Origin of the sequence: Pseudomonas sp. 2(2015) (genome assembly GCF_000955865.1) — a bacterium.
Classification (GTDB): domain Bacteria; phylum Pseudomonadota; class Gammaproteobacteria; order Pseudomonadales; family Pseudomonadaceae; genus Aquipseudomonas.
The window spans coordinates 395320-420137 of sequence record NZ_JYOF01000003.1; the positions used below are offsets into that span (position 1 = coordinate 395320).

At 58.5% G+C, this 24818-nt stretch carries 41 protein-coding genes and 1 tRNA gene; 21 read left to right on the forward strand and 21 right to left on the reverse strand.

The genetic code is table 11. The features are described from left to right. Positions 1–129 precede the first annotated feature (129 nt). The 7 genes from UB48_RS04745 to UB48_RS04775 form a co-directional block, all read right to left on the reverse strand. A complete protein-coding gene (locus tag UB48_RS04745) occupies positions 130–444 on the reverse strand; it encodes a hypothetical protein (protein WP_045194473.1) in 315 nt (104 codons plus the stop codon). 10 nt (positions 445–454) lie between these two features. Further along, entirely contained in the window at positions 455–961 is a 507-nt protein-coding gene (locus UB48_RS04750) for a hypothetical protein (protein ID WP_045194475.1), read from the reverse strand. Beyond that, complete coding sequence (locus UB48_RS04755; protein ID WP_045194477.1) at positions 961–1755, reverse strand: hypothetical protein; 795 nt, start codon at positions 1753–1755, stop codon at positions 961–963. Before UB48_RS04755 ends, UB48_RS04750 begins: the two co-directional genes overlap by 1 nt. After that, entirely contained in the window at positions 1742–2719 is a 978-nt protein-coding gene (locus UB48_RS04760; RefSeq protein ID WP_045194479.1) for a phage replication protein, read from the reverse strand. The genes UB48_RS04755 and UB48_RS04760 overlap by 14 nt, the downstream gene beginning before the upstream one ends. Before the next feature lie 214 nt (positions 2720–2933). Further along, positions 2934–3146 (reverse strand): hypothetical protein, encoded by a 213-nt coding sequence (locus UB48_RS04765; protein ID WP_045194480.1) that lies wholly within the window; start codon positions 3144–3146, stop codon positions 2934–2936. A gap of 18 nt (positions 3147–3164) precedes the next feature. Further along, complete coding sequence (locus UB48_RS04770) at positions 3165–3377, reverse strand: hypothetical protein (protein WP_045194481.1); 213 nt, start codon at positions 3375–3377, stop codon at positions 3165–3167. Between the two features lie 29 nt (positions 3378–3406). Beyond that, positions 3407–3604 carry a Cro/CI family transcriptional regulator gene (locus tag UB48_RS04775; protein WP_045195692.1) on the reverse strand — a complete coding sequence of 66 codons (198 nt, stop codon included), beginning with the start codon at positions 3602–3604 and terminating at the stop codon, positions 3407–3409. A gap of 115 nt (positions 3605–3719) precedes the next feature. Here UB48_RS04775 and UB48_RS04780 point away from each other — a divergent pair, with 115 nt between their 5' ends. From UB48_RS04780 to UB48_RS04790, 3 genes are all read left to right on the forward strand, one after another. Next, positions 3720–4517, forward strand: a complete 798-nt coding sequence (locus UB48_RS04780; protein WP_045194482.1) for a LexA family transcriptional regulator — start codon at positions 3720–3722, stop codon at positions 4515–4517. 170 nt (positions 4518–4687) lie between these two features. Continuing rightward, positions 4688–5035, forward strand: coding sequence for a hypothetical protein (locus UB48_RS04785; RefSeq protein WP_045194483.1), 348 nt, complete (start codon positions 4688–4690; stop codon positions 5033–5035). 2 nt (positions 5036–5037) lie between these two features. Beyond that, positions 5038–5748: a hypothetical protein gene (locus UB48_RS04790; RefSeq protein WP_036995774.1), complete on the forward strand. Its 711-nt coding sequence runs from the start codon at positions 5038–5040 to the stop codon at positions 5746–5748. A gap of 101 nt (positions 5749–5849) precedes the next feature. On the opposite strand, the gene UB48_RS27255 is transcribed toward UB48_RS04790, so the two are convergent. After that, positions 5850–6110: a hypothetical protein gene (locus tag UB48_RS27255; protein ID WP_177329139.1), complete on the reverse strand. Its 261-nt coding sequence runs from the start codon at positions 6108–6110 to the stop codon at positions 5850–5852. A 212-nt stretch (positions 6111–6322) separates the two neighbouring features. Beyond that, positions 6323–6544 (reverse strand): hypothetical protein, encoded by a 222-nt coding sequence (locus UB48_RS04800; RefSeq protein WP_045194486.1) that lies wholly within the window; start codon positions 6542–6544, stop codon positions 6323–6325. 163 nt (positions 6545–6707) lie between these two features. On the opposite strand from UB48_RS04800, the gene UB48_RS04805 reads away from it, so the two are divergent. The 12 genes from UB48_RS04805 to UB48_RS04860 all read left to right on the forward strand — a co-directional run bounded on the left by UB48_RS04805 (position 6708) and on the right by UB48_RS04860 (position 13509). Then, positions 6708–6965: a DUF1654 domain-containing protein gene (locus UB48_RS04805; protein ID WP_045194487.1), complete on the forward strand. Its 258-nt coding sequence runs from the start codon at positions 6708–6710 to the stop codon at positions 6963–6965. A 516-nt stretch (positions 6966–7481) separates the two neighbouring features. Next, complete coding sequence (locus UB48_RS27690; RefSeq protein ID WP_156160167.1) at positions 7482–7682, forward strand: hypothetical protein; 201 nt, start codon at positions 7482–7484, stop codon at positions 7680–7682. 722 nt (positions 7683–8404) lie between these two features. Beyond that, on the forward strand, positions 8405–8683 hold the full coding sequence (locus tag UB48_RS27940; protein WP_045194492.1) for a hypothetical protein: 279 nt from the start codon (positions 8405–8407) through the stop codon (positions 8681–8683). Beyond that, positions 8680–8934 carry a DUF551 domain-containing protein gene (locus tag UB48_RS04820; protein ID WP_045194494.1) on the forward strand — a complete coding sequence of 85 codons (255 nt, stop codon included), beginning with the start codon at positions 8680–8682 and terminating at the stop codon, positions 8932–8934. The genes UB48_RS27940 and UB48_RS04820 overlap by 4 nt, the downstream gene beginning before the upstream one ends. Positions 8935–8954: 20 nt before the next feature. Further along, on the forward strand, positions 8955–9371 hold the full coding sequence (locus tag UB48_RS04825) for a hypothetical protein (RefSeq protein WP_045194495.1): 417 nt from the start codon (positions 8955–8957) through the stop codon (positions 9369–9371). Next, the gene (locus UB48_RS04830) at positions 9368–9556 is read left to right on the forward strand and encodes a hypothetical protein (protein WP_045194496.1); all 189 of its coding nucleotides are present in this window, start codon (positions 9368–9370) and stop codon (positions 9554–9556) included. The genes UB48_RS04825 and UB48_RS04830 overlap by 4 nt, the downstream gene beginning before the upstream one ends. Then, positions 9553–9756 carry a hypothetical protein gene (locus UB48_RS04835; protein ID WP_045194498.1) on the forward strand — a complete coding sequence of 68 codons (204 nt, stop codon included), beginning with the start codon at positions 9553–9555 and terminating at the stop codon, positions 9754–9756. Before UB48_RS04830 ends, UB48_RS04835 begins: the two co-directional genes overlap by 4 nt. Before the next feature lie 157 nt (positions 9757–9913). Then, positions 9914–11014: a hypothetical protein gene (locus tag UB48_RS04840; RefSeq protein WP_045194500.1), complete on the forward strand. Its 1101-nt coding sequence runs from the start codon at positions 9914–9916 to the stop codon at positions 11012–11014. Positions 11015–11021: 7 nt separating this feature from the next. Further along, the gene (locus tag UB48_RS04845) at positions 11022–11798 is read left to right on the forward strand and encodes an ERF family protein (protein WP_045194501.1); all 777 of its coding nucleotides are present in this window, start codon (positions 11022–11024) and stop codon (positions 11796–11798) included. After that, the gene (locus tag UB48_RS04850) at positions 11782–12399 is read left to right on the forward strand and encodes a lambda exonuclease family protein (protein WP_045194502.1); all 618 of its coding nucleotides are present in this window, start codon (positions 11782–11784) and stop codon (positions 12397–12399) included. The genes UB48_RS04845 and UB48_RS04850 overlap by 17 nt, the downstream gene beginning before the upstream one ends. A 13-nt stretch (positions 12400–12412) precedes the next feature. After that, entirely contained in the window at positions 12413–12922 is a 510-nt protein-coding gene (ssb, locus tag UB48_RS04855; protein WP_045194503.1) for a single-stranded DNA-binding protein, read from the forward strand. A gap of 248 nt (positions 12923–13170) precedes the next feature. Continuing rightward, positions 13171–13509, forward strand: a complete 339-nt coding sequence (locus UB48_RS04860) for a hypothetical protein (RefSeq protein WP_045194505.1) — start codon at positions 13171–13173, stop codon at positions 13507–13509. Here UB48_RS04860 and UB48_RS04865 read toward each other — a convergent pair. Both UB48_RS04865 and UB48_RS04870 read right to left on the reverse strand, forming a co-directional pair. Continuing rightward, positions 13496–14125, reverse strand: a complete 630-nt coding sequence (locus tag UB48_RS04865) for an NYN domain-containing protein (protein ID WP_156160169.1) — start codon at positions 14123–14125, stop codon at positions 13496–13498. The genes UB48_RS04860 and UB48_RS04865 overlap by 14 nt on opposite strands. A gap of 155 nt (positions 14126–14280) precedes the next feature. Next, positions 14281–14550 carry a hypothetical protein gene (locus tag UB48_RS04870; RefSeq protein WP_045194509.1) on the reverse strand — a complete coding sequence of 90 codons (270 nt, stop codon included), beginning with the start codon at positions 14548–14550 and terminating at the stop codon, positions 14281–14283. Between the two features lie 95 nt (positions 14551–14645). Between UB48_RS04870 and UB48_RS04875 the strand changes: the two genes are divergently transcribed. Then, positions 14646–15014 (forward strand): hypothetical protein, encoded by a 369-nt coding sequence (locus tag UB48_RS04875; protein ID WP_045194511.1) that lies wholly within the window; start codon positions 14646–14648, stop codon positions 15012–15014. A gap of 138 nt (positions 15015–15152) precedes the next feature. Here UB48_RS04875 and UB48_RS04880 read toward each other — a convergent pair whose 3' ends face one another. Then, positions 15153–16226 (reverse strand): hypothetical protein, encoded by a 1074-nt coding sequence (locus UB48_RS04880; RefSeq protein WP_156160170.1) that lies wholly within the window; start codon positions 16224–16226, stop codon positions 15153–15155. A gap of 46 nt (positions 16227–16272) precedes the next feature. On the opposite strand from UB48_RS04880, the gene UB48_RS28160 reads away from it, so the two are divergent. Then, positions 16273–16863, forward strand: coding sequence for a hypothetical protein (locus UB48_RS28160; protein WP_275558874.1), 591 nt, complete (start codon positions 16273–16275; stop codon positions 16861–16863). 35 nt (positions 16864–16898) lie between these two features. Here the strand turns inward: UB48_RS28160 and UB48_RS04890 are convergent, their stop codons facing one another. Then, positions 16899–17108, reverse strand: a complete 210-nt coding sequence (locus UB48_RS04890; protein WP_045194516.1) for a hypothetical protein — start codon at positions 17106–17108, stop codon at positions 16899–16901. An 82-nt stretch (positions 17109–17190) separates the two neighbouring features. Here UB48_RS04890 and UB48_RS04895 point away from each other — a divergent pair, with 82 nt between their 5' ends. Both UB48_RS04895 and UB48_RS27060 read left to right on the forward strand, forming a co-directional pair. After that, on the forward strand, positions 17191–17580 hold the full coding sequence (locus tag UB48_RS04895; RefSeq protein ID WP_045195698.1) for a hypothetical protein: 390 nt from the start codon (positions 17191–17193) through the stop codon (positions 17578–17580). Then, a complete protein-coding gene (locus UB48_RS27060) occupies positions 17577–17894 on the forward strand; it encodes a DUF4884 domain-containing protein (RefSeq protein ID WP_052676481.1) in 318 nt (105 codons plus the stop codon). Before UB48_RS04895 ends, UB48_RS27060 begins: the two co-directional genes overlap by 4 nt. On the opposite strand, the gene UB48_RS04905 is transcribed toward UB48_RS27060, so the two are convergent. Beyond that, positions 17895–18263, reverse strand: coding sequence for a hypothetical protein (locus UB48_RS04905; protein WP_045194517.1), 369 nt, complete (start codon positions 18261–18263; stop codon positions 17895–17897). Between the two features lie 157 nt (positions 18264–18420). On the opposite strand from UB48_RS04905, the gene UB48_RS04910 reads away from it, so the two are divergent. After that, positions 18421–18633, forward strand: coding sequence for a hypothetical protein (locus UB48_RS04910; protein WP_045194519.1), 213 nt, complete (start codon positions 18421–18423; stop codon positions 18631–18633). Then, on the forward strand, positions 18633–19739 hold the full coding sequence (locus UB48_RS04915) for a phage integrase Arm DNA-binding domain-containing protein (RefSeq protein WP_045194521.1): 1107 nt from the start codon (positions 18633–18635) through the stop codon (positions 19737–19739). Before UB48_RS04910 ends, UB48_RS04915 begins: the two co-directional genes overlap by 1 nt. 90 nt (positions 19740–19829) lie before the next feature. Here the strand turns inward: UB48_RS04915 and UB48_RS04920 are convergent. The 7 genes from UB48_RS04920 to rpmI form a co-directional block, all read right to left on the reverse strand. Continuing rightward, positions 19830–19906 (reverse strand) — tRNA-Pro (locus tag UB48_RS04920). 106 nt (positions 19907–20012) lie between these two features. After that, positions 20013–20369 carry a MerR family transcriptional regulator gene (locus UB48_RS04925; RefSeq protein WP_010222411.1) on the reverse strand — a complete coding sequence of 119 codons (357 nt, stop codon included), beginning with the start codon at positions 20367–20369 and terminating at the stop codon, positions 20013–20015. Further along, on the reverse strand, positions 20350–20652 hold the full coding sequence (gene ihfA / locus UB48_RS04930) for an integration host factor subunit alpha (protein ID WP_002553164.1): 303 nt from the start codon (positions 20650–20652) through the stop codon (positions 20350–20352). The genes UB48_RS04925 and ihfA overlap by 20 nt, the downstream gene beginning before the upstream one ends. A 3-nt stretch (positions 20653–20655) precedes the next feature. Next, entirely contained in the window at positions 20656–23031 is a 2376-nt protein-coding gene (gene pheT / locus UB48_RS04935; protein ID WP_045194532.1) for a phenylalanine--tRNA ligase subunit beta, read from the reverse strand. A 36-nt stretch (positions 23032–23067) separates the two neighbouring features. Further along, the gene (gene pheS / locus UB48_RS04940; protein WP_038994580.1) at positions 23068–24084 is read right to left on the reverse strand and encodes a phenylalanine--tRNA ligase subunit alpha; all 1017 of its coding nucleotides are present in this window, start codon (positions 24082–24084) and stop codon (positions 23068–23070) included. Positions 24085–24188: 104 nt separating this feature from the next. Then, positions 24189–24545 (reverse strand): 50S ribosomal protein L20, encoded by a 357-nt coding sequence (gene rplT, locus UB48_RS04945; protein ID WP_010222414.1) that lies wholly within the window; start codon positions 24543–24545, stop codon positions 24189–24191. A 29-nt stretch (positions 24546–24574) separates the two neighbouring features. Then, the gene (gene rpmI / locus UB48_RS04950) at positions 24575–24769 is read right to left on the reverse strand and encodes a 50S ribosomal protein L35 (protein WP_045194535.1); all 195 of its coding nucleotides are present in this window, start codon (positions 24767–24769) and stop codon (positions 24575–24577) included. Positions 24770–24818 lie beyond the last annotated feature (49 nt).

A 24818-nucleotide genomic window follows, 5' to 3' on the forward strand; every position in this document is an offset into this window, starting at 1 on the left:
AGGCGCGCTCAAGGTCGGCCTTCGCCTGAGCTGCCGCCTGTTTGCACTCCTCGGCAGACTCCATCGGGACAGAAGTCAGGGCGTAACCGTTGGAGCCCGTGTAGAGCACAATCAGAAAGTAAGCAGCTGTCATGGCTTCACCTTCAGGCCTTGGGCCTCGATGGCCTTCGCGCAGGCATCACGCATGCGGACTGCCGCGTTATAGGCATCCATGTGACTGTCATCGAGGGCAAACTCTGGCTCCTCCGGCCTGGCCGGCGCCGGTGGCAGTTCAACCACCACAGCCTCGCGGGAGGCCTGCCATGCCCACATAGCAGCCCCCATAAGCGCCATGCTGTCTTCGTGCCCGGAGGCCGCAACCTCGGCAATGCCGCACCCAAACTTGGCTCGAAACGCGGCGTCGAATTGCGCTTCCATTTCTGTCGGCATCTTGTTGGTGTCCATCAGTGCTCCCCTACAAGCTCTTCAGGATCGACTGGAGCTGCTTCAGCTTCTCCAATTGCTCGGAGTTGCCCTCGCGCTCGGCCTCAACGGACAGCGCCACCTCTTCGATGCGAGCCGCCATCTTCCTCATGCGCTGGCCGAAGTCATCGGCCATGGCGATCACTTCGCTGGAGAGGCTCGCGAGCACGTCCAGCGATCCCGCCTCGGGCTTCTTGATTGCTACGACTTTTTGAGCGGTTTCCTTGGCCATGGGCTGTTCCTTCTGAGTTTTGTTGGCGGATGCGGTGCGCTGGAAATGGGAGTTGACCGGCTCGCGGATGAGGCCGGCGTCCTTCAATTCGCCCAGACAGGCGCGAACCGCGCGGAACTGGGAGCTACTGGAGCCAGCAGAACGCAAGGCGCCGTGGATGTCAGTTGCGTGCCAGGCCTCTTGGATGGGAACTACCTCAAAGACCTTGCGGGCGAGCGACGATTGACCTGCAAGCATCTGCTGCTGGCGAGATTCGGTGACGGCCATCAGTGGTTCTCCTTGCGTTGCACAGTGGCGATGGCCTCGCGGGCTTTGCGCTTGCGCAGATACGTATTGACCCGATCGCCCTGCGCCTTCTTGCGCTTTTCACGGTCCTGTCGGGCCTTAGCGGCCTCAACGATTGAGCGAACCTCGGCGAGTTTTTCGCGCAACTTCGGGGATGCTTGAACAGCGGTACCGGTGAGCAGTCCAGCTATGGCTTGGCCGTCTTTGGTGATCGGCGCGATGCGCAGATCGGCCAAGTACTTGGTGCCCGACTCTTGGGTGATCAGTTGCATACGCACAGCCGATTCGATGGCAGTCACTCGGCGAACCGGATCGAAGCCGAGGGAAACACTCCAGGCAGCTGGCTTCGCCTCAGCCCGTGCCCCGGCAACCAACCTTTCGTAGGCGCTCATGAACGCCATCCGGGCGCCAACTTTGTCGCCCAGCACAAGCACCGGTTGCGCTGCGGCCATGGCCTGCTGAATCTCGGCAGTCATCACCACGGTCTCGCTTTCATCACTGGCAGTCAGGGCAATGGACCACGCCTCATCCTTGCCAGGGCGACCGTCAGCGGCCTGCACTCGCTGCAGGATGTCGGCCATGGCGAGCTTGCCCTTCACTTCCAGTCGACAGGCCTTCAGGGCGGCGCGAACGGTAGCTACCGGGTAAGCGCATAGGTCCTCAGCCATCATCGCGGCAGTGCCTGGGTTCATTTCCTGCCCCATGGCTTCAGCCGTCGCGCAAATGGCAGCGGCCAGTCCTGCCACCTGGGCATCGTTCATCTCACAGGTACTCATTGCGCTCTCCCGCCTGGCGCTTGGCCAGAACCAGTTGAGCCGCCTGTTCAGCTGCGGACAGGTTCGCCTCAGTGCGCTCCATCTGGCGCGCGGTGGTCCCGTTGACGCGCTGACCGGTCATCCATTGGGTGTGGTAGCTCTCAGCATTCACCAGCAGTTCGTTGAGGCTGTGGCACTTGCGCAGAACCGCCGCGTCGCTGGTTTTCAGGTAGTGGGCGGCGACGTGGTGGGCGACGTCAGCACCGAGGCGGTCTACCAGTTGGCCGAGCTGGCCACCGACCTTGGCGTTCCACACCGGCCAGGTGCTGTAGCGCTTGCGGTAGGCCATGGCGTAGTTCGCCCAGACCTTGAAGGTTTTGCAGGCCTGGTCTTTGGGGCCCGGCATGTCGGCCGGGATCTCAACCCGGGGGGCATCGGCGCGGTCAACAACCAGCACCAAGCCGCGGGACTGGTTCGGCTTGTCCGAGCCGTCCTGCAAGCTGTGACTGGTATCCTGATTGGTAACCTGATTATTGGTATCCTGATTTGTCGGAGATTTTTCCGACCCTGGCTCGGATTTTTTTCCAACCTTGCTCGGAGATTTTTCCGAGGTAGATCGGATTTTTTTCCGACCCTTGGTTTGTGGTGGGGTCGGATATTTTTCCGACCCATCCTGCTTCTTGTTCCACTCAGCTGCCTTGTCGGTCAGGCGGAAAAGGGTGATGTTCGAAGTGCTGGAAAGCTCGATCAAACCGGCTTCTTCCAAGGCCTTCAGCATCCGATAGGCCGTGTCGGGCTTGTCGGTCAGCAAAGGCAACTCTTCCACGATCTTGGCCTTGCTCAGTGCAAAGAAGATCCCGTCATCCGTCTTCAACGCTTTTGCCCAGCTCGGGCAGCCGTAGACGAACGCGAACAGCAGCGCTTGCTGGGAGTTGAGCCCCCATTCGAGCGCCTTTGCCTGGTTGATCGTCACGGTGAACTGCATGTCAGATCCCGCCCAATCGGGACATCGCATACAGCGACAAAGTGCGCGCCACGTTTTCGCGGTTCGCATTTCGTGGCGCGAGATTCTGGGTATTGCTTGAAGCGATCTGGCTCTGCATAATCGGGCCTCTCTAGTTTTGCAAATGAGCCGACCTCGTACGTCGGCTTTTTTGTGCCTGCAAAAAGCCCCAAAGAGGGCCTCCCGCTTCCCACAATCAGCCCACATCGAGGGCCTTTTTGTGTCCCACCAGAGACAGGACTTGCGCTGGCCTTTTCATCCGCTCCATTTGGAGCTGGATTGCCAACGACTGTCCTGCCCGGAGGTATTCCTGTGCGGTGTGTTCGAGGCTCCATCCGAGCTCGGCACTCAACTGCCGGACTTCATCTTTCGCCTCGTCCTCCAACGCATCGAAAATTGATTCGTGCATTGGGCCTCCAAAGGCCCGTTAGGCCGACTTATCCTGTTCACCCAAGCCGTTCATCTCGCGAATGAGTTCAGCTGCGCCCAGGCGGCGAGCCATGAGCGAAAGGTCATGGATGTAGGTAGCCAATTGCATGCCCGCGCGCTTCGCCTCCATGCGCAAATAGCGCAAGTCCTCAGGCTTGTAGCGGAGCTTGCAAACTTCACTGCGCTTGTGGGCGGGGTTGTCGTAGGCCATACAGTTGTTGCTCCTTGCGGTTGAAAGGGTTAAGCGGCGGACTTTCGAGCAGGAATCGGGCGAATTTCGTTCGCCTCGATGTGGCCGTCGTCATAGATCGTTATTCGAATATCCCGCTTTGCGCGGAACATCTGGGATACGGCGCTTTGCTGGATCCCCAGGGCCTTGGCGAGGTCGCTCTGGGTTCCTTGCTCGGCCAGGTAATCCTCAAGGGATACAGTCTTCATCTGGTCTGCCTCATAGGGTTTCATAAGATATTAGCACTGCTGTTTTACAATATTCAAGGACAAAGATTAGCAGTGCTGTTTGCGTAAAAAGCAGCGGTGCTACTAAATCACGCTCATGAAAAAACCGATCAGAACCCCTCTTTCTGCTGAACAGCTGGATGACGCCAGGCGGCTTCACGACATCTACAAGTTGCGCGTGAAGGAATCCCGGGCAGACCCAGAAAAACCGATACTCACGCAGACCGAGGTCGGGGAAAGATGCGAATGGAAGTCGCCGCAAAGCACTGTCAGCCAGTACATGACGGGGAAGGTCGCCTTGAACCTTGAGGCATTGGTCAAGCTGTCTCAGGCCCTAGACTTCGAGCCTTACGAGGTGAGCCCAACGCTTGCCGCCGGCATACGCCGTACTACTGCATCAGTGGATCACACCGTTGAAGCAGCCAATTCCCCGATACCCGTGCAGTCTGATGTCCCTGAGACCGAGGATGATCGTTACGCATTCATCCCCCAGTACGACGCGAAGGCGGCCGCTGGCCTGGGCAGCGAAAACCCGCACGTCGAGATGCGCTCGACGCTTGCGTTCAAGCGCGAATGGCTGAAGGCAAAGGGTGCCAAGGCGGAGCATTTGATCGTCATTTACGCTGAAGGCGAAAGCATGTGGCCGACGATCAATGACCGCGACGTGCTGCTGATTGATCGCTCGAAGGTTGACCCGATGGACCGTCAAGTGTTCGTCCTAGCTGGCGGCGACGGAACGATCGTGAAGCGTCTTGTGCAAGCTCCGCTTGGGCAATGGGTTTTACGCAGCGACAATGAAGACAAGGTCAGCTACCCAGACAGGTACTTCCTACGTAGCAATGGGAACGAGCACAGGATCATCGGAAAAGTGATCTGGCGCGGAGGCGATCTTTAACCATGCCCCTGACTAAGCCCAACCAAGAGCTGCGCCGAGACCTCCAGGGTCTGGGCCTCTAGGATGAAAGGCTGGCACGGACTGATGGGGCTTTGAGGGCGTAAGCGTCGATGGTACACCCTGCAGTCGGATCGAATTAAACTCTTAAAATACTCTCGCGAGAGACCACCATGACTATAAATGAAATCAAAGCAGGCTACGTAATCAAGCACACCAAAGCCATCAACTACATTTCCGAGCAAGTTGACCAAGCAAACATTGGTGTGATGCAGTCGAGCACCGGCGCAACCAAGATAGCGATGATTTTCAGCCGCGATATCATAGAAATCTCACATGAGACGCTGGTCGAAGTGCCAAGCGTACCAGGAGGCTTGCAACCCCAAGTGCAGCACGATGCTCTTTCCACTTCGCGAGTTCAGTACGCTAACCTAACCATGACAATCGAAGCTGCGGAATCTCTAATCCTGGGCCTTCGGCAAACGCTCGACGGATTGAAAGCACAGTCGCCTGAGTCATAATCATGCAAGAGAGGGTAGTCAAGCTAGTCGCGCTGGAGCATAGCGAAACAAACAGAGCCCTTGTCGAGTTCGCGCTAAGCCAAGGTGGCTACACGGTGCCAAGCGCTGGCCGCATCAGCTCTACAGCATCGTTCTCCGCTGCGTCCGCGACTAGCGCACTTGGTAGCGATGAAAATGACAAGGACGAACAGAGCGACCATACTGTGGCCATGAACGAAATGAGCATGGATCAATTGGACCGAAAACTATCCGCCATTGAAGAGCGGATGGATAGACGCATCCAGAAGATGGCGGATGAGCTACAGCGCGAAATGAAATTGCGCGAACGATCAGCGCGCAGAGAGGCCATAGCGCATAATGCGGCCCTGAAAGCACATGTTGAGTCAAATGACAAGGCGGTCTCTGCCACCCTAGCTGCACTCCAGCGAACTGAAAAAGAGTTCGGCACGGTGAAGCAAGCTAACAAAGAGCAGCGTTATTGGATGGCTGGTATTGGCGTGGCGATCGTTCTCGGAATCATGGGCGCGAACGCGACGATCTTTGGGGGAGGCAAGACGTTCTTCGATGGCGGCAAGGACTCCGTTACCAATCAACAGAGGGTCGAGCTGCTCATTCAAGAGGCCAAAACACAATCAGACGCCAATAGCGCCTTGCTGAAACAAATTCAGAATCAGCAAGATTCACCGGCGACACCAGGCCCAGTAAAACCATAGCTTTTGATCGAATGACTAAAGCCCGCCTCGGCGGGCTTTTTCATGCCTTCACGAAATTTTCACCCCTGCACATGCATGGTAAATTCTCATCCGTGAAACACTTAGCCCGCCCTCCCCTGCGGGCTTTTCTTTGCCCGCTTGTGCGAGCTAGATTTAGTCGCCTCGCCTTCGGCGAACATAAGCAATGCTGCGTTGGCCTGACGAACCATCGCAGTCCACTCTGTTGTGCTTACCAAACCAGAATGCTGAAGCCGCTCGGCGACCGCCAGAGCTTGATCATATTCTGGCTCGCGCAAGTAACCCGCCCCAAGGTACTTCGCCGTCCAGTCAAGAATAACCAGGTTCTGATGTTTTCCCTCCATCCCAAAGCCCCCGAGCCCCACAGTGCTAAAGGGCGGCGAGATTACATAATGTCCTCAACGTGAGATATTCGAACACCATACCGTTCATCCGGTTTTCTCGATAGAAAGCACTAACACTAAAGTCTTATTGTAAGAATAAGTTTCCCTTACAAAAAAGCGACATAAACTTATACCAACAACCTTCGCGGGCTTCTTTTTTGCCTGAGCAAAACCTATGTCCCCAGCCCCAAGCCCTCTACTGCAATGGCATAGCGCTCAGCCGCTTCCAGGATCAACGCATCCTTCTCCTCGGCATCGATGAGCCCTTGATGCTGGATCTTGTCCGCCAGGCTCACCAGCTCATCGTACTGCTCAGCTGCATCCATCCGAATCTCTGGCGAGGTGATTAGCTCGCGCCAGGCCGCAAGCGCTTTATCCCTGTCATCCCAGTTCATGACCGTCTCCGGTAGCTGTTTCTCGGTAGAGATAACGATGACCTAGATGGTTCAGTGAACTTGCTGGTTACCTCCGCCTGCCGGGCCAGAAGCGCAATTCAGTGTTGCGATTTAGCGCCAGACAAAATACTGTTTATCCATACAGTAAATGGAGCGCTACGCCATGGCCAAGCAGCAGTCAAAACCGAAAGCCCCTACCCCTCCTACGCCCTACGAAATGATGGGCGCTCGGATTCAGAAGGTCATCAACTCGCCGACAGCGCAGAAAGCCAAGTCGGCGGTGATCTCCAAGGAAGCGCACGAAGCTACTCACGACTGGGTGCGCTTCCTAGATGAGGTTGCCGAGAACGACAACGTGACCCTGGATCACCGAGACGACGGCTCGGTGAGACTGGCTTGGACCGTTCCTGCCGAAGACTGATTTCAGATTCCCTCCTTTGCCCGCCAAGCGCGGGCTTTTTTGTGGGTGCGAGAAAATTATTAGCAGTGCTGTTGACTCGCAAATAACAGCAGTGCTACTTTTAACTCATCGAGGCGCTACACAGCCCCTCGGGAGGCCCTCAAGCCTCACCGCTCTTTAGCGACACACCTTGCCGGATCGACACCGGCTCAGATTCAAAGGCAGCGATGGACAGGCCTCAACAGTCCAGAGGGGTGGCAACTGCCCCGGGCGTGCAGCGTAAAGCGCCAAGAACAGTTATCCGGCGGACCAGGGTCGCGGTCGGAGGAACAACGAGCGATGTAAGTCCAGGCTGCCGCCAGTAGCGAGCCTGGACACTGACCAATCAGTCGCCTCATGCACGAGGTGATGTAAAGCGTCACCAAATAGATTGGAAAGGGACATAAATAGTCTCCTTTCCCGCAAGCATGACGATTTCACTGGCAGCCCTTCTCACGAGGGGCTGACGGGAAATCAACCGCCCTGGAGGGCAAGACGATGAACGCTGAACAGACAGATCGAGTGCAGGAAATTGTTCAGGAGATCGCGACTGACGAAAGCATTAGCTTTGACGAAGCCTTCTCGATCGCGATGAATCACCTTAAATACTGGGCCGATGGAATGCCTAAAGGCAGACCGTTTGCCGGCGGCGGGAAGTCTCAGGTCGTTGGTAACCAAGCAGACCATGTCTCGGACTGAGATACGAAAATCCAAGGCCCGCCGGGTGCAGAGAGCGGATTTGCAAGGTTCCTGATCCTCTCGCGAAGATCGGTGATCTCAAGCTTGCTTGATCCATAGTAAGTGCCGATCGGTAGCTTTCGAATGCTGCCGTCCTCAAAGGTAACCGTCTTGTTCAGGCCTAGGGACTCCATCCCGGCATGAAGATCTTCATAGTCATCCCAGCTCGCTTTGAGCAGCTCAACCCGCACCATGTAATCCGTCATAACGATGTTCCTTATTTCGACTGTGGATCCAAGATCCTAGCCGGTTTCCCTCGACTGTGGAAAGCGAGGAAGCAGGGAGCCTGACCCTGTAAAAACAGGCTGTATTCCCTGACAGCCGGAAAGACGGCCCGATGCCCTGCCCCCCATCGCAGGCTGCATCGGGGTGTAATTTGGCGTTTGCCTCGTTTGGTACAGGGGCGCTCTGCGTGCAGAGTGCGGTCGATAAGGTAGCGCTGCCGAAGTCGACGTAAGCCTTTCGGGTTCGAATCCCGGCCAGATCACACCCCGATGCAGATCGCATCACCGCAGGCGAATCCGGGGCCTTCCCGGCCAGACCAGATGCTTCCCGGGCAGCGCCGGGCGCCTGCATCCCCTTCCCTTCATATCGATCGCATTGGCAGGTGCCAGGCCAGTCTTATGGCTGGGTTTGGTCACCCGCGCCTGGCTCCTGACCAATGCGGTCCAGAGGATCAGTACATGCATGACTGCACCGATACCCAGGCCGTGTGCCGGGGCTGCGGCCTCAAGTTGCGCGGGTCGCCTTCTTGGAAGGGCGGCCTGGCCTACCACCCTGAGCCAGACGGCGAAGTGCACCGCTGCCACTACGGCGGCTGGGTCTGCTCCCGGCGCTGCGACATCAAGGCCTGCGTTGAACTGGAGGGGACCATGCCCGGATGCGGCACGGTGAAAAGCTTCCAGCGACTTTCCCCTTACGCGAAAGAGAGCATCAATCGCCATTGGCCGGAGGTGGCATGAGCGGCTGGCAAACGATCGACTCGGCGCCGCGTGACGGCACCGAAATCATCCTGCGAAAAGGGGACCGAGTCACGGCGGGCGCCTGGATCGAGTGGAGCAAGTCCGAAGCCGAGTTTCACGGCTCCACGGGCGCCTACCTTGGGCAGGTTGAGTATGACTCTGGCGCTTCCTGGCTTTCTTGGGATGGTGGCTTCCGCGATGACGACGAGCCAACCCACTGGCAGCCCCTCCCATCCCCACCCACCGAGTAACCCACCACCTGGAGGCGACCATGTCAGCACTACGCAAAGCCCAATGGCTCTACGACAACGCCGAGCCTGAAGACGATTCAGCTCATCAAGAAGCGATCCAGGCATGGATTGAAGACAAGGCAGAGCAATTGATTGGCGGTGCTGACGTTCTGGTCCGCCAACGCTTTGGCCCACCGGTGGGCATCCGCCAAGACCAGTTCGTTGCCAAGGTCGCCGAGCACCTCAAGGCACTGCAGGAGGCCGAGCAAGACGACCTCAACGCCTTGGCCCTGCTCCTGCTTCAAGCGGAAACAGGCGGCACCGTGAAGAACATGGTCGGGGAAATCGTCGGCCAGAGCGACCACAGCCGCGGCAAGCTCTACGAAATCGCCGAGTCGATCCTTGAGCAGTATGCGCAGGCCGGGGTCGAGGCGGATGCAGAGGATGCCGAGCTATGAGCCCCCACGTTCTCATCGGTGAAGCAATTGCGCAGCTGGAGCAACGCTACACGCTCCGCGCAGATAAGCGGCTCGAGGCGCTGATCGTGAATCACTTCACCGCCGGCGCTCTCGATTCCGACGAATTCAAACACTACTGCGAGCGCGTTCGCCGGGTTGCCGAGCGGCGCAAGGAGGTTGCATGAGCACTGCACCGGTTAAATCGCTCATCGATGAGCAGATCGAAGAACTGCCGAGTGACCGCATGATCCTGGCGTTTACCCACCCGAAATGGCTGGGCGCTCTCTCCCTAGCCCACGACGCTGGCATCCCGAACGTGCACGCCTGGAGCGGCCGCGCTTGCCTGTGCGGTGAGTGGACGGTCGCCTATGAGGTGAAGGCGTGACCTGCTACCAGCGCGCCAAGCGCGTCGCCTTCTGGCGCGGCTCTGCCATCACCCTTCTCGCCTGCACCGCCTTCATGCTCGCCAGCTCGCTGGCCGGCGCCATCACTCAGTAACCCTTTCATCAGCGCCCACCGCAGGGATGGCGCGGGAGATTCGCATGTCCGCACAAACCGAACTGGCCGTCGTGCCACCGAAAGAAACTGCGCTTCAGGTGTACCAGGTCACCAACGGCCTGGACCCGTACCTCAAGAAGATCCGCGACGAGATCGACGCCTTTGTGCCGGACGTCGCAACCCGCAAAGGCCGCGAAGCCATTGCCTCTATCGCCTACAAGGTAGCCCGATCCAAGACCGCACTGGACAACGTGGGCAAGGACCTGGTCGCCGACCTGAAGGAGATCCCGAAGAAGATCGACGCCGAACGCAAGCGGATGCGTGACACGCTGGATATATGGCAGGAAGAGGTGCGCCGCCCACTGAACGAGTGGCAGGCCGCCGAGGATGCTCGGGTAGACGAGCACAACAACGCCATCGCCCACCTGAAGCTCCACGCCGAAGCGCTGGAAGGAATCACTGCCGAAGACCTGGCCGATCGCATCGCCAAGGTTGAGGCCGTCGCCCTGGGCGAACAGTGGGAAGAGTTCGAAGCCGAAGCTGCCCGGGCCAAGGATGATTCGCTGAAGGTGCTACGCGCCACCCTCGCCGCCCGCCAGCAGTACGAAGCCGAGCAGGCCGAACTGGCCCGCCTGCGTGCCGAAGCTGAAGCCCGCGAGCAGAAAGAGCGCGAAGAGCGAATCGCACGGGAAGCCGCCGAGCGCGCCCGCGTAGAAGCCGAGCAGAAGGCCCAGGCCGAGCGCGAAGCCACCCAGCGCCGCGAACTTGAAGCCAAGGCCGCCGCCGACCGCCGCGAGCTGGAGCTGAAGCTGCAGGCCGAACAAGCCGAGCGCGCCAGGGCCCAGGCCGAAGCCGATCGGATCGCGGTTGAGCAGCGCGCCGAGCAAGAACGCCAGGCCGCAGCCCGCCGCGCTGAAGCGGCTGCCGAGCACGCCCGCCTGGACGAGCGCCGCCGCGCCGATGCTGCAGCAGCCGAAATTCTCCGCCTGCAGGAAGCCCGCGAGGCTGACAAGGCGCACAAGACCAAGATCAACCGCGCCGCCCTGGAGGCTTTCGTCGCCGGCGGCATGACGCAGGAATGCGCCAAACAGGCGATCACCCTGATTGCCCTGCGCAAGATCCCCAACATCACCATCGCATACTGAGGTCACCATGAGCCAAGTAGCCAGGGTTGAAACCCAATCCCAGCCGCCGGCCGTTGCCGCCGAGTCGGTCACCGTTCTGCAGATCATCCAGCAAGTTGCCATGACCCCGAACGCTGACATCGACAAGATGGAGCGCTTGATGGCAATGCACCGGAACATCCAGGCCCTGCAGGCTAAGCAGCAGTTCGACGAGGCCATGGCCGCTATGCAGGAAGAACTCCCCGTCATCGGCGAGCGCGGTGGCATCAAGGACAAGAACGGCCGAATCCAGAGCACCTATGCACTCTGGGAGGACATCAACGAGATGATCAAGCCGGTTCTTGCGCGGCACGGGTTCGCCCTGTCCTTCCGCACGCCGCGCAACGAGCGCGGGATCGAGGTCGAGGGTGTGCTGAGTCACCGCGCCGGGCACCGGGAAACCACCTCCCTGGTCCTGCCGGCCGATACCACAGGCAGCAAGAACGGCGTCCAGGCCGTAGCCTCCAGCGTGAGCTACGGCAAACGGTACACCGCCGGCGCCCTGCTCAACTTCACCACCACCGGTGAGGACGACGACGGCAACGGTGCAGTCGTGACGCCGCGGGTAACGTCGGTGCAGGCCACCCAGCTGGCCGCGCTGCTGGAGCGCTGCAGCGATAAAGCCAAGGCCGCATTCGCCAGCATCCATGGCACTCCATCTGCAGTTGAGAAAGCCGCGTTCGACCAAGTGCTGGGCATGCTAACCAAGTCCGCCAGCCAGAATGCAGCCGCAGACCAGGAGACCTCCAATGCAGATCATCACTGACATCGAGCAAGGCACGCCGGAGTGGCTGGCCCTGCGCCTGGGCATCATCACCTGCTCGGAGCTGGATTGCCTGCTGGTCAGCGGCAAAGGCGAAGCAGGCTTTGGTGTGGCCGCCTTCACCTACATGGACCAGCTGATCGGCGAGCGAATTACCGAAGAGGCCGCCGAAATCCCCTTCCAGACCAAGGCAACCATCCGTGGCCATGAGCTTGAGGGTGTCGCACGCGGGCTCTATGAGGACCGTGAAAGCCTCAAGACTCGTTCAGTCGGGATCATCCTGAACCACGGCATCGGCTACTCGCCTGACGCCCTGGTCGGCGACGACGGCCTCACCGAGATCAAGACCAAGCTGCCCAAGTTTCAGGTGGGCGTGATCTTGGCCGGCGATGTTCCAAAAGAGCACGTAGCCCAGTGCCAGGGCGGCCTATGGGTGTCGGAGCGCGAGTGGATCGACTTTATCAGCTACTGGCCCGGCATGCCGCTCTTCGTCAAGCGCGTGTACCGCGACGAAGCCATGATCCGCAAGCTCACCGAACGGGTGAAGACCTTCTACGAAATCCTCGACGAGCGCATGAACAAGGTGCTCGGCCTGGCCGCATAACCAAGGAATCACGATGCCTACTCTTACCGATATCGGCCGCCTGGGCCGCGACGCTGAACTGCGCTACACACCTGACGGGAATGCCGTCTGCAACCTGGCCCTGGCCTGCGAATATGGCCGTAAAGGCCAAGGTGGTAATCGCCCCACTCAGTGGGTCGACGCCACGCTCTGGGGCAAGCAGGCCGAAGCCCTGGCGCCCTACTTGCTCAAGGGCCAGCAGCTGCACTTCACCATCGACGACGCCCACGTCGAGACCTACACCAAGGCCGACCACTCCCAGGGTGTGAAGCTCACCGGCCGCGTGATCATCATCAAGTTCGCCGGCAGCCCGCCGCAGCAGGTGCAGCAGGTGCAGCAGGTGCAGCAAGGAAGCCAGCAGCAACAGCCTCGGCCTCAGCAGCAGCGCCAGCAGAGCCGCCCGCAGGCCCAGCCGCAGAACCAGCAAGGCGCCCCGGGCCCCGACTACGACAGCTTCGACGACGACATCCCCTTCGCCCCGCTGCATCACCTGGCAGGGGCGTAGCCATGATCGCCACAATCGCCCAGCCCATCCCCGCCGTGAAGTACGCGGCAGCCATGGCCACGTCCACTGGTCGGCCCTGGGGCGTGTATCGCGGAAACAAGCGTCTACTAGTGGTCATGCCCTCTGGCTCTACGAACAAGAAGCCAATTGAGGTGTGCCACCCATGAGACGCATCCAGAAGATCACCCAGCAGCGCCGCCGGCAGCTGCATGTTCACTTGCCGCCCAGCGGATTAAAGGAGGCGTCATATGGCGATGGACCAGGCCGCGCGCGACCGGCGCAGGCGCGAGAAGTCCGCGAAGGTGCAGGAAGAAGACCTGCGCTTGAAGGTTCGACCAGGGACTAAGCAGGCTCTGCTGGAGTTGATGGCCTGGGCCGGGATCGAGGAACAGGGCGAGGCGATGACGCTGATGATTCATCACCTGCACGGACTGGGCCCGGGCGGCGCACTGCCGCTACTGGAACCTCCGCGCCACAAATACGAGGTCTCGCAATCTGTGGCGCTGGAGTTCAGTCGCAAGAGCATACTGATGATTCAGCAAGATCCTGGGGATGAATTAGTTACACCAGGCTTCAGTCGAACTTGAGCTTTCCAACAACCCTTGCCGACACATGGACCGTATCGCCTTCCACGCTGTAGTCCCCTTCTTGAAGAAATGTCAGAGACTTGTAATACGGATCAAACTGGTGGACGACTAAAACACCATCGGTTTCTTCGGCAAGACGAGCATACTTGTTTGACTGCTGCTCCTCCCAAGACCATACATGGACATGCCAACCATGTTTAAGCGCCCGCTTAACCTGCTGCAAGAAGCTCGTGCCAAAATCTGCCTCGTTGCCATCTCCAGTGACCAGGACCAATGCTTGGGGCGCGTCATAATCTAAGATGACGTTGGCGATTTTCAGGTGGACGATTTCATCAACCCCCTGCTCTACCAGGCGGCCGTCATCCTTTGCCACGCGTTTAAGTAAGTCAGGATCATAGCCAAGGCCTCTGGCATGCTCCCAAAGGGATTCGTTGCCTGGCGGAAGTGATCCCGCAAGAACCCGGGTGACAGGATTGAATCCATTTTCGATGAGTTTGAAGAGATTCTTGTAGTAGATGCGCACTGATTTGCGCACCGATCCCGGCTCAAGCTTCTCCGACGCTAGCTGCGCCCCACCAAAGACATTCGAATTATCAATAAAAAAATGGGCGTCCAATGTCATCTCCCTCGACCCGGCCCCATGCCGGTCACCCGTAATACCCCATCTCAAACCAAATTGCCACCATGCCGCATCCTGCCACGGAGGGCGGCGCATGCATGGAGAAACACTTAGCTCAAGCGCACTGCGATATAGCCACGTGGGGCTACCCGTCAGCCCTCTCTACGTCTACTCCAGGCATCAGTACAGGCGACGCGCAGGCGGTCCTGCATATCAGGGTCGTCCGGATTCTCCACTTCCACCAGCAGAACTCGCTGGATGGTGGCTTCGGCCGGAGTGTGCGGGTGATAGAGGTTGGGCAGCTTCCTCGCATGCCAAACCTCCACTCCTGATCCGCGCTCTCCGGGCCTTACAGCCAGAACATCATCGTAGAGCCTGATATCGGTATCAGCTATCTGATCCTCTCTTATTACAGTCAGCATCTCTATCTCCTTTCCGGATCCATGCCGGTCAGAAACGAATAGTCCATTTCAACGAATCACGCCACCGAGGCCGGCCAGGCCATGGAGGATTCCCCATGCAAGCAGTTATCTACGCCGGTCTTCGCAACGGCGCCCGCGACCAAGCCATCCACGACGCACTGATCTATAAGCACGTTGCCGACGTAGCCAGCGAATTCAAGCTCTCCCCTAACACCGTCAGGGCGGCTGCAAAAAGAATCGCCAACGTCAGTGCATACGACTTGGTGCTTCTGGGGGGGGGTAGCCCTCTTCGCATCGGCCAGGTCGTCGCCGACTCATTCCGCAAGGCTGCGCTCGGCGCATACCGAAACTACCGGGGAACCTTCCAGAATCTGGAGCTGCCCTGCTGGGTGATCACCGATGGCACTCAGAAAATCGAGGTGACCGAGCTTCGCAGTATCGATACCGGCGAAGCCCAGCTGTAACCCCTTCTCCTAAATTTCCAATCGACTCACGCCACCCCGGCGAGGAACGCCCATGCCTGCACTTCAAAAAATCATACCTTCGACGTCAAAACCCGGTGTGGCCGAGTGATCCGCAAGGCTCCAAATTTACAGTTCAACTCATTTACGGATTTTTCCAACTAGTTCGGCTAGCTTGTCCAACCCATCAAAAGTGGAAGGAATTGCGCCCTCATCGTTGACTATTCCGCTAAACACCACCTGTTCGAAACGCTCGAGCAGCCCTGGGCTGCCAGTTCGTGCTTCCTTCGAGTATTCAGCATAACTCTGTACAAACTGACATAGCGTCATTCGCAGGTCAATTTGAAGAAGCTGCGCCTTGACAGATTTAAAATTCTGAAGCGCAACTCTAAAGAAGTACAAAAGCAATAGCTCAAGCCCAGCTAATGTTGCAAGCCCAACATAGTCGAGTTTGATCTCTGGCGACCCCTTCAGAATAAAAACAATCTTCGCAATAAAGGGCAACAAAAGAAGAAGCCCTATAAGTAAAAGATAGAAAAAATTCCATCTCCTTTCTGACACTTTAGCAGCTTTCATGCTTTTAAAGCCTGCATACAACCCGACGAAATTAAATGCTGTCTCATAACTTGTCAGCTTTTCAGCTAAAGCCTGAACTCTGCCTTCCCTAGCATCTAGAGTCTTTTCAATTGACTCTCGCTCTTTTTCCGAGCGCTCGATAGCGTCTGGCAGGCTTTTCAAGCCTATCAAGCTAGGGTGATAAAGATAATGTTGTACAATATTGATAAGCATTTGATGCCCAGCATATCTAATCTGCGAAGCAATCGTGCCTTCAAACTCAAAGTCTGATACATGAGCCAGAACTTCTAAAAGGTCTGAAGATATCTCCCCAGGACTACTAAGCTGGTACTCGACAACAAACCTGTAACAGTAAACAAACAGATGCTCGGCATCCCCTTTATTTAGTGAAAACCCTTCAATCTCCTCTATAAATCTATCCCCTAAAACGGAAATATTCATTATGCATCTTTCATCGAAAGATCGAGGGCTACCCTGAATGTGAAATAAAGTCTGACCGATAAACTCAAGAAGGAATTTATGTTTTTCGTCATGGCCATCTCTTAGCGAATCAAGCCCGCCACGGACCTTTGACATTGTGTTAGCAACAATTCTTGTACGCTTCTCATCCGCAAAAAAAATGGCGCTTGTACTACTCATAATCCCTCCCTTAAACGAGAGGCAAATATACCTAAGAGGTATCCCCATGCCCACAGAAAACCTATCCAGCAACACCGAACAGATGGTCAGCGTGCCCGAGGGCTACATGCTGGTTGAGCGCAGTATCTGGACCGAGCAGCAGGTTGAAGCTGCCACTGCCTGCATCACCCGGCTGAAGGTCGTCCCCGGTATGCGTGACCGCGACCTGGCAATGGCCGCAATTGACGCCGCTCAGTGCAAAGCACCTGATGTAACTCTCGCTGACCTCCAGGCAGCCGCCAGGCTTGACGAACTCGACTGCAAGGAGTGCGAAGGGGCACAGCGCCTGTGCTGGTCCTGTAATGCAGCCGCCCAGCACCAGGGCGAGCCGGTGGCGTGGCGTTACCGAGAGCATGGGAGTGGCAAGTGGTCAGTAACCCAAGAGTCGCCAGGTAGCTGGTACATGGGCGCCGCTGGTTATGAAATCGAACCTCTGCACACCCACGCCGATAGCGGCGAGGTTGAGCGGCTGCGCGCCCAGCTGGCCAGGCTTCGGTCTTCAGTGCATGAGTTCGTGCGGGTTCTTGGACTGTCGGTTGACGGCTCGGCAGCACGAAACAAAGCTCTCATTGAACTACGGGGCGCTGTCGAAGGCTGAAGAGACCAAGGAGTACATTTGTACTCCAGGCCGCCTCATAGCCGCCTGAGCATTCGGACTGCGCTCTCGATCTCATCGATAGCACCGGGCACGCACTCAGCTGTTACCCAGCGCCAGGAGATGTTGCCGATCAGGCCGCCAGTGGCTTGCCTTCGAAGCTCATCAGCATCGAGCCCCTTCTGCTCAGCTGCAGCCAGGATGGCCACAAGCGCCTGCTCTAAATGCACAACCCGTTCTGCGGACATGGCTGCTCTCCGGTTGAGAGATTCAGCCTAGTTCCTCTCCCCTCTATTGAACAGCCGCGATATGGCGGCCAAGGACGAAGTCATGCCTCAACAAAAGCAACAGGCCGCACCGAAGGCATGCACCTTCCAGCGCGGCACCTGGGAGTGTCGCGGTGACGGCTATCTGTGGGATGCGGATAGCGATGGCTGGGACCCCAGCGAAGCAGACAATCCCTGCCCATGCTGCAACACGCTCGAATACCTGGAGCGTGCAAAAGAAGAGGCTGAGAGCTGTAGCGCTTGGTCGAATGGGTATTCCTCAGGCACGGGCGAAGACATCTGGCTCAATTGCTTGAGCTGGGCGGAGGCGGCAAACCCTGAAGGGCTTCCGGCGATCCTCCAGCAGATCGGCCCGGTAGAAGCCCTGGTCAGTGATCCAGGGTCGCCCGACGGCTACTTTGTCCGCACCAACAACGCTGAGGTGCGCCCATGACCCGCCTCGCCCTCTGCCTCCTGCTGCTGGCCACCCTGGCCGGCTGCCGGGAGCCTGACAAGCCCGCCGCCACCGTCGTCGCCGGTACATACAAGGTCGACAAGCTTTTCACCGTCGACGGCTGCACCGTCTACCGCTTCCTCGATGGCGGCGGCAACAAGTACTTCACGAACTGCTCGGGCACTACGGCCTGGAGCGAAGACTGCGGCAAGGGCTGCGATCCTCAAAAAGGGATACCTGGTGGCGATCATCACACTGAGCGCCAGCTCTCCCCGCACGAACAAGACACCCCTACCCCTGCAACGGGAAAATAACTATGGCTTTTCTATGCCGCCCTTCTTTTCGCGTTCCTTTTTATCGTGATTGAGCTTGACAGTTGCCAGCACACCAAGGGCTGCAAGGTAGGTGGCTAAAAATATCAAAAACCACCACCAAGACTGAGGCACAAGCAAAGCTCTAGATGCCTCAAATAGTTCTAACGACTTCTCGGGTACAAGACGACTTAGGCTAGCGCTATCAGCCCTCACTGCCGTGTCCCAAACATTGAAGCCTCCGAGGATCGCAAAATAAACAGCAACCAAATACCGATTGGGGAGTTTTAAATATAGCTCTGGCGTAGACCAGGCGATCTTTGCGACGCCGAGAAATGCCGCCAACAAAATCCCACCATAGAAAGTTTCCATTTTTCATAGTCCTTAATAATCCTCGATCAATTCTAAACATTCCCATATTGCTTATAAAGCCTGCCTGGCGCGGGCAGGGAGAGTCTCATGAGCTGATCATCAAGCACCGAACTTAACCCCTCCCACCTCTGCCGCCATGCGCGGCGTGGAGAAAATCATGAAAAGAGAACTGATCAAGATCAGTGAATTCCAGCGCCGAAAATGGGGCGAGAACGGCACTCCGCTCTGCTCCCAAGCCATTCGCAATTACCTGCGCAACCGCAAGCTGCCCGGCGAGCGCATTGGGAAAATCTGGTACGTTGACTGGTCTGCCTACCAACGGACCACCGGCAATGCGCTGGTCGACATGGTGCTGAAAGGAGCTGCGTGATGGTTCCTCGACCAAGGAACAAGGCCAACAAGGGCCTGCCTCAGAACCTCTACTTCGACGCGCGCCGGGGCACATACCGCTACCGGCGCCCCACAGACGGGAAGTGGTTCCAGTTCGGCGCCGACCGCGGCAACGCTATCGACGCGGCCTCACAACTGAACACCACTTTCCTGCGCGGTGGCGACCTGGTGGCCGCTGTCCTGGGAGAAACCACGATCACCATCGCCGAGTTCCTGGACACCTACGAGCGGGACGTACTGCCGCCCCGGGAGCTGGCAAAGGCAACGCTCGACCTGTACGCAGTCAGGTTCAAGCAAGTCAGGGCTGCCCTCGGCGAGCGGCCGGTGGACCAAATCACCATCCGCATGGTCGCTGAGTTCCTGGAGCCACTGACGGCCCGCGCCAGCAACCAGGCCCGGGCAATCCTCATCGATGTGTTCAATCACGCTGCGGCGAAGGGGCTGTGCCCGGACAACCCGGCGGCCAGCACCATCCCCAAGATCGAGAAGAAGCAGCGCAAGCGCCACACCGTCGAAGGCCTCAAGGCCATCCGCGAGAAGTCCCCGCGCTGGCTGCAGAACGCGATCGACCTGGCATTGATCACCGCACAGCGCCGCGGCGACATCCTCAACATGAAGTTCGAAGATGCGCGAGACGGGTTCCTGTACGTGGTCCAGAGCAAGACCGAGAAAGCATCTGACGCAGGTTGGCTGAAAATCAAGATCACCGACCAGTTGGGCGAAGTGCTGACCAGGTGCCGGGATGACATCCTGTCGCCGTATCTGGTGCACCGCCGGCCGGAAAGAAAGAAGAAACGCGAAGGAAAAGATCACTGGACGAAGGTGGACGAGAGGTTTCTCACCCGGGCCTTCAAGGATGCGAGGGATGCCGCCGGCTGCTACAGCGACCTCAAAGAGGAAGAGATGCCGGGGTTTCATGAAGTGCGCGCCCTATCCCTTCACCTGTACAAACGAGCAGGCAAAGACGGGCAGAAGATCGCCGGACATGCTACCGAAGGCATGACCAGGAACTACCAGAAAGGGCACGAAGATGTGGTGTGGTCCGAGGTCGAAGCTGACCTGGATATCGGCGATTTCGCCGGGTAGTTTTGCGCGAGTTTTGCGCATGTTTTGCGCGGGCACAAAAAAGCCGGTTCAGATAACCGGCTTAACTGCCTGATTTTACTCAGTAAATAATGGTCGGGACGGAGTGATTCGAACACTCGACCCCTTGCACCCCATGCAAGTGCGCTACCGGGCTGCGCTACGCCCCGACTGGGCTTGAAGCATGTTCCCCTTGTTGCTGAGAACGTTGAAGAATGTACCCTAACCTTTTGAATTATGGAAGCATTTTTTCCAAAATTCCGGGCCCGATAAGGGTTACTTCTTCAGCACCACCAAGACGTCTTCCAACTCGACAATCATCTGCCGGATCAGTTGTTTGTACTGGGTGGTGTCGTCCTTGGCTTCGTCGCCAGAGAGGCGCAAACGCGCCCCGCCGATGGTGAAGCCTTGGTCGTACAGCAGCGCGCGGATCTGGCGGATCATCAGCACGTCCTGGCGCTGATAGTACCGCCGGTTGCCGCGGCGCTTTACCGGGTTGAGTTGCGGGAATTCCTGCTCCCAGTAGCGGAGCACGTGCGGTTTTACCGCGCAAAGCTCGCTCACTTCACCAATGGTGAAGTAGCGTTTGCCTGGAATCGGCGGAAGCTCGTCGTTATGACTTGGTTCCAGCATAGGCCTCAACTCGGGCTTTCAACTTCTGCCCTGGACGAAAGGTGACGACCCGACGCGCCGTGATCGGGATTTCTTCCCCGGTCTTGGGGTTGCGGCCCGGCCGTTGGCGCTTGTCGCGCAGGTCGAAATTGCCGAATCCGGACAATTTGACCTGCTCGTTGTCTTCAAGAGCGTGCCTGATTTCCTCAAAGAACAGCTCGACCAATTCCTTGGCCTCGCGCTTGTTCAGGCCCAGCTCCTCGTACAGCCGTTCGGCCATCTCAGCTTTCGTCAGAGCACCCATACGCTATTTCCTTAACGTGGTGTTCAACCTTTGTTCGAGCGAGGTGAGGATGTTCTGGGTTGCAGTATTCACCTCTTCATCATTAAGAGTGCGCGATGGATGCTGCCAGGTCAAGCCGACGGCCAGGCTTTTTCTATCAGGATCAATGCCTTTACCCTGATAAACATCAAACAGCCTGAGGTCTGTGAGCCATTCGCCTGCATTGTCACGAATTACTTCAAGCACCGAGCTCGAAGCAACATCACGTCCTGCGACCAAGGCCAGGTCACGACGCACTTCCGGGAATTTCGACAGTTCGCTGAACTTCGGCAGGCGGCCTTCGGCCACTTCACCCAGGATCAGCTCGAAGACGTACACCGGACGATCCAGGCCCAGGGTCTTGGCCAGCTCCGGGTGGATGGCACCCAGGTAGCCGACTTCGCGACCGTCGCGCTCGATGCGTGCGGTTTGGCCCGGGTGCAGCGCCGGGTGTTTGCCCGCAACGAAAGTGAACTCGGCGAGCGAGCCAGAGAAGCCCAGTACCGCTTCTACGTCGGCTTTCACGTCGAAGAAGTCGATGCTGTCACGGCCGTTGGCCCAGCCTTCCGGCAGGCGGCTGCCGCAGACCACACCGGCGAGCATCGGCTGCTGCTTGAGGTCGCCCAGCTGGCCGACGAAGCGCAGGCCGCTTTCGAACATGCGCACGCGGTCTTGCTGGCGGTTGAGGTTGTGCTGCAGCGACTTGACCAGGCCCGGCCACAGCGAGGCACGCATGGCCGCCATGTCGTTGGAGATCGGGTTGGCCAGCAGCAGCGGCTCGACGCCCGGGCTGAACAGTTCGAACAGTTTCGGGTCGATGAAGCTGTAGGTGATGGCTTCCTGGTAACCACGGGCCACCAGCAGGCGGCGCAGGGCTGGCAGTTCGCCACGGGCCTCGGCCTTGGCTTGCGGGGCCAGGCGCGCTTGCGGGTAACGCACTGGCAGGCGGTTGTAGCCGTACAGGCGCGCCAGTTCTTCGATCAGGTCGACTTCCAGGCTGATGTCGAAGCGATGGCTAGGCACTTCAACCTGCCACTGGCCTTCGCCGGCGGTGGTTTTCAGGCCCAGGCCGTTGAGCAGTTGTTCGACCTCGGCGCTGGCCATTTCCATGCCCAGCATCTGGGTCAGGCGCTCGGCACGCAGGGTGACCGGGGCCACCTTGGGCAGGTGCGCTTCGCTGGTGACGTCGATCACCGGGCCCGCTTCGCCGCCGACGATCTCCAGCAGCAGGCCGGTAGCGCGCTCGATGGCTTCGCGGGCCAGTTGCGAGTCGACGCCGCGCTCGTAGCGGTGCGAGGCATCGGTGTGCAGGCCGTAGGAACGAGCCTTGCCAGCCACGGAAATCGGCTCGAAGAAGGCGCTCTCGAGGAAGATGTCGCGGGTGCCAGCAGCAACGCCGCTGTGCTCACCACCCATCACACCGGCGATGGCCAGGGCGCGGCTGTGGTCGGCGATGACCAGGGTGTCGGGGCGCAGGGTGACTTCCTGGCCGTCGAGCAGTACCAGCTTCTCGCCCTCTTCTGCCATGCGCACGCGGATGCCGCCGTTGATTTCGGCGAGATCGAAGGCGTGCATCGGCTGGCCGAGCTCGAGCATCACGTAGTTGGTGATGTCGACGGCAGCGTCGATGCTGCGCAGGTCGGAGCGACGCAGGCGCTCGACCATCCACAGCGGGGTCGGCCGGGTCAGGTCGACGTTACGGATAACGCGGCCCAGGTAGCGTGGGCAGGCCGCCGGTGCCAGTACTTCAACCGGGCGCACTTCGTCGTGAGTGGCGGCAACAGCCGGCACTTGCGGACGGGTCACCGGTACGTCGTACAGGGCGCCAACGTCGCGAGCAAGGCCGGCCAGCGACAGGCAGTCGCCACGGTTCGGGGTCAGGCCGATCTCGATGCTGGCGTCGTCCAGGTCCAGGTACACGCGAATGTCGATGCCAACCGGGGCGTCAGCCGCCAGTTCCAGCAGGCCGTCGTTTTCTTCGCTGATCTGCAGCTCGGCCGCCGAGCAGAGCATGCCGTTGGATTCAACGCCACGCAGCTTGGCTTTCTTGATTTTGAAGTCGCCCGGCAGTTCGGCGCCGATCATCGCGAACGGGATCTTCAGGCCAGGGCGCACGTTGGGCGCGCCGCACACTACCTGGAAGGTCTCGCTGCCATTGCTGACCTGGCACACGCGCAGCTTGTCGGCATCGGGGTGCTGTTCGGTGCTCAGCACCTCACCGACGATGATGCCGCTGAACTGGCCGGCGGCCGGGGTGACGCTGTCGACCTCAAGGCCGGCCATCGACAGACGGGCGACCAGATCGTCACGGGATACCTGCGGGTTGACCCAACCGCGCAGCCACTTTTCACTGAATTTCATCCTGCTCTCCTGAAAGATTCGTTACGGGTGCGCGACCTAGCGAAATTGCGCAAGGAACCGCAAGTCGTTGTCGAAGAACAGGCGCAAATCGTTGACGCCGTAACGCAGCATGGCCAGGCGCTCGGCGCCCATGCCGAAGGCAAAGCCCTGGAACTCTTCCGGGTCGATGCCGGACATGCGCAGCACGTTGGGGTGAACCATGCCGCAACCCATGACTTCCAGCCAGCCGGTCTGCTTGCACACACGGCAACCTTTGCCGCTGCAGATCACGCACTGGATGTCGACTTCAGCCGAAGGCTCGGTGAAGGGGAAGAACGACGGACGGAAACGTACCGCCAGCTCTTTTTCGAAGAACACCCGCAGGAATTCTTCGATGGTGCCTTTGAGGTCGGCGAAATTGATGTCGCGATCGATCAACAGGCCTTCGACCTGGTGGAACATCGGCGAGTGGGTCAGGTCCGAGTCGCAGCGGTAAACGCGGCCCGGGCAGACAATGCGGATGGGCGGCTGAGTGGACTCCATGGTCCGCACCTGCACCGGCGAGGTGTGGGTACGCAGCAGCATGTTGGCATTGAAATAGAAGGTGTCGTGCATTGCCCGGGCCGGGTGGTGGCCGGGAATGTTGAGCGCTTCGAAGTTGTGGTAGTCGTCTTCGACCTCAGGGCCTTCGGCGATGCCGTAGCCGATGTGGGTGAAGAACTGCTCGATGCGTTCCAGGGTACGGGTGATCGGATGCAGACCACCGGAGGTCTGGCCACGGCCCGGCAAGGTTACATCAATGCACTCGGCGGCCAGTCGGGCGCTGAGCTCGGCCTCTTCAAACGCCGCTTTGCGCGCGTTGAGGACCTCGGTGACGCGTTCCTTGGCGTCGTTGATCAGCGCACCGACTTTCGGCCGCTCTTCGGCTGGCAGGTTGCCCAGGGTCTTCATCACCTGGGTCAGTTCGCCTTTCTTGCCAAGGAATTGCACCCGGATCTGTTCCAGGGCATTGATGTCTTCAGCGCGTTCCACGGCCTCCAGGGCTTGGGAGACCAGCGCGTCCAGGTTTTCCATGTACAGACTCCAGATACGAAATAGGGGAAGAGCGCAGGCTCTTCCCCTATTAAGACGTTTAACACCAGGCGCCGGAAATGACACCTGGTGATTGTCGGGGGTACTTAAGCCAGCGAGGCTTTAGCTTTCTCGACAATCGCAGCAAACGCCGCTTTTTCGTTCACTGCCAGATCGGCCAGAACCTTGCGGTCGATTTCGATCGACGCTTTTTTCAGGCCAGCGATCAGGCGGCTGTAGGACAGACCGTTGATACGCGCACCAGCGTTGATACGAGCGATCCACAGAGCGCGGAACTGACGTTTTTTCTGACGACGGTCGCGGTAGGCGTATTGGCCTGCCTTGATGACCGCTTGCTTGGCAACACGGAATACGCGCGAGCGAGCGCCGTAGTAGCCTTTAGCCAGTTTCAGAATTTTCTTGTGACGCTTACGAGCGATGACGCCACGCTTTACACGAGCCATGAGTAACTTCCTCTATCTAGAACCAAAAATTAACGAAGGCGCAGCATGCGCTCGACTTTTGCCACGTCCGACGGGTTCAGCAAGCTGCTACCACGAAGTTGACGCTTACGCTTGGTCGACATTTTGGTCAGGATGTGGCTCTTGAAAGCGTGTTTGTGCTTGATGCCGTTAGCCGTTTTCAAGAAACGCTTGGCCGCACCGCTTTTGGTTTTCATTTTTGGCATGTTCGGATACTCCGCATTCAGTTGATAAACATAACCGCAAGGCCTGCCG

Bases quoted from the DNA above. Each gene is read 5' to 3' on its own strand.
- UB48_RS04785 (WP_045194483.1), top strand. From the start codon at position 4,688: ATGACTATAAATGAAATCAAAGCAGGCTACGTAATCAAGCACACCAAA.
- UB48_RS04760 (WP_045194479.1), bottom strand. From the start codon at position 2,719: ATGCAGTTCACCGTGACGATCAACCAGGCAAAGGCGCTCGAATGGGGG.
- UB48_RS04910 (WP_045194519.1), top strand. From the start codon at position 18,421: ATGAAAAGAGAACTGATCAAGATCAGTGAATTCCAGCGCCGAAAATGG.
- pheT (WP_045194532.1), bottom strand. From the start codon at position 23,031: ATGAAATTCAGTGAAAAGTGGCTGCGCGGTTGGGTCAACCCGCAGGTA.
- UB48_RS04775 (WP_045195692.1), bottom strand. From the start codon at position 3,604: ATGAAGACTGTATCCCTTGAGGATTACCTGGCCGAGCAAGGAACCCAG.
- pheS (WP_038994580.1), bottom strand. From the start codon at position 24,084: ATGGAAAACCTGGACGCGCTGGTCTCCCAAGCCCTGGAGGCCGTGGAA.
- UB48_RS04750 (WP_045194475.1), bottom strand. From the start codon at position 961: ATGGCCGTCACCGAATCTCGCCAGCAGCAGATGCTTGCAGGTCAATCG.
- UB48_RS04830 (WP_045194496.1), top strand. From the start codon at position 9,368: ATGAGCCCCCACGTTCTCATCGGTGAAGCAATTGCGCAGCTGGAGCAA.
- UB48_RS04925 (WP_010222411.1), bottom strand. From the start codon at position 20,369: ATGCTGGAACCAAGTCATAACGACGAGCTTCCGCCGATTCCAGGCAAA.
- UB48_RS04780 (WP_045194482.1), top strand. From the start codon at position 3,720: ATGAAAAAACCGATCAGAACCCCTCTTTCTGCTGAACAGCTGGATGAC.
- UB48_RS04850 (WP_045194502.1), top strand. From the start codon at position 11,782: ATGCAGATCATCACTGACATCGAGCAAGGCACGCCGGAGTGGCTGGCC.
- UB48_RS04820 (WP_045194494.1), top strand. From the start codon at position 8,680: ATGAGCGGCTGGCAAACGATCGACTCGGCGCCGCGTGACGGCACCGAA.
- UB48_RS04800 (WP_045194486.1), bottom strand. From the start codon at position 6,544: ATGAACTGGGATGACAGGGATAAAGCGCTTGCGGCCTGGCGCGAGCTA.
- UB48_RS04845 (WP_045194501.1), top strand. From the start codon at position 11,022: ATGAGCCAAGTAGCCAGGGTTGAAACCCAATCCCAGCCGCCGGCCGTT.
- UB48_RS04765 (WP_045194480.1), bottom strand. From the start codon at position 3,146: ATGCACGAATCAATTTTCGATGCGTTGGAGGACGAGGCGAAAGATGAA.
- UB48_RS04875 (WP_045194511.1), top strand. From the start codon at position 14,646: ATGCAAGCAGTTATCTACGCCGGTCTTCGCAACGGCGCCCGCGACCAA.
- rplT (WP_010222414.1), bottom strand. From the start codon at position 24,545: ATGGCTCGTGTAAAGCGTGGCGTCATCGCTCGTAAGCGTCACAAGAAA.
- ssb (WP_045194503.1), top strand. From the start codon at position 12,413: ATGCCTACTCTTACCGATATCGGCCGCCTGGGCCGCGACGCTGAACTG.
- UB48_RS27940 (WP_045194492.1), top strand. From the start codon at position 8,405: ATGCATGACTGCACCGATACCCAGGCCGTGTGCCGGGGCTGCGGCCTC.
- UB48_RS04880 (WP_156160170.1), bottom strand. From the start codon at position 16,226: ATGAGTAGTACAAGCGCCATTTTTTTTGCGGATGAGAAGCGTACAAGA.
- UB48_RS04860 (WP_045194505.1), top strand. From the start codon at position 13,171: ATGGCGATGGACCAGGCCGCGCGCGACCGGCGCAGGCGCGAGAAGTCC.
- UB48_RS27255 (WP_177329139.1), bottom strand. From the start codon at position 6,110: ATGGAGGGAAAACATCAGAACCTGGTTATTCTTGACTGGACGGCGAAG.
- UB48_RS27690 (WP_156160167.1), top strand. From the start codon at position 7,482: ATGAACGCTGAACAGACAGATCGAGTGCAGGAAATTGTTCAGGAGATC.
- UB48_RS04755 (WP_045194477.1), bottom strand. From the start codon at position 1,755: ATGAGTACCTGTGAGATGAACGATGCCCAGGTGGCAGGACTGGCCGCT.
- UB48_RS04840 (WP_045194500.1), top strand. From the start codon at position 9,914: ATGTCCGCACAAACCGAACTGGCCGTCGTGCCACCGAAAGAAACTGCG.
- UB48_RS04745 (WP_045194473.1), bottom strand. From the start codon at position 444: ATGGACACCAACAAGATGCCGACAGAAATGGAAGCGCAATTCGACGCC.
- UB48_RS04825 (WP_045194495.1), top strand. From the start codon at position 8,955: ATGTCAGCACTACGCAAAGCCCAATGGCTCTACGACAACGCCGAGCCT.
- UB48_RS27060 (WP_052676481.1), top strand. From the start codon at position 17,577: ATGACCCGCCTCGCCCTCTGCCTCCTGCTGCTGGCCACCCTGGCCGGC.
- ihfA (WP_002553164.1), bottom strand. From the start codon at position 20,652: ATGGGTGCTCTGACGAAAGCTGAGATGGCCGAACGGCTGTACGAGGAG.
- UB48_RS04870 (WP_045194509.1), bottom strand. From the start codon at position 14,550: ATGCTGACTGTAATAAGAGAGGATCAGATAGCTGATACCGATATCAGG.
- UB48_RS04805 (WP_045194487.1), top strand. From the start codon at position 6,708: ATGGCCAAGCAGCAGTCAAAACCGAAAGCCCCTACCCCTCCTACGCCC.
- UB48_RS04905 (WP_045194517.1), bottom strand. From the start codon at position 18,263: ATGGAAACTTTCTATGGTGGGATTTTGTTGGCGGCATTTCTCGGCGTC.
- UB48_RS04890 (WP_045194516.1), bottom strand. From the start codon at position 17,108: ATGTCCGCAGAACGGGTTGTGCATTTAGAGCAGGCGCTTGTGGCCATC.
- UB48_RS04835 (WP_045194498.1), top strand. From the start codon at position 9,553: ATGAGCACTGCACCGGTTAAATCGCTCATCGATGAGCAGATCGAAGAA.
- rpmI (WP_045194535.1), bottom strand. From the start codon at position 24,769: ATGCCAAAAATGAAAACCAAAAGCGGTGCGGCCAAGCGTTTCTTGAAA.
- UB48_RS04770 (WP_045194481.1), bottom strand. From the start codon at position 3,377: ATGGCCTACGACAACCCCGCCCACAAGCGCAGTGAAGTTTGCAAGCTC.
- UB48_RS28160 (WP_275558874.1), top strand. From the start codon at position 16,273: ATGCCCACAGAAAACCTATCCAGCAACACCGAACAGATGGTCAGCGTG.
- UB48_RS04915 (WP_045194521.1), top strand. From the start codon at position 18,633: ATGGTTCCTCGACCAAGGAACAAGGCCAACAAGGGCCTGCCTCAGAAC.
- UB48_RS04790 (WP_036995774.1), top strand. From the start codon at position 5,038: ATGCAAGAGAGGGTAGTCAAGCTAGTCGCGCTGGAGCATAGCGAAACA.
- UB48_RS04895 (WP_045195698.1), top strand. From the start codon at position 17,191: ATGCCTCAACAAAAGCAACAGGCCGCACCGAAGGCATGCACCTTCCAG.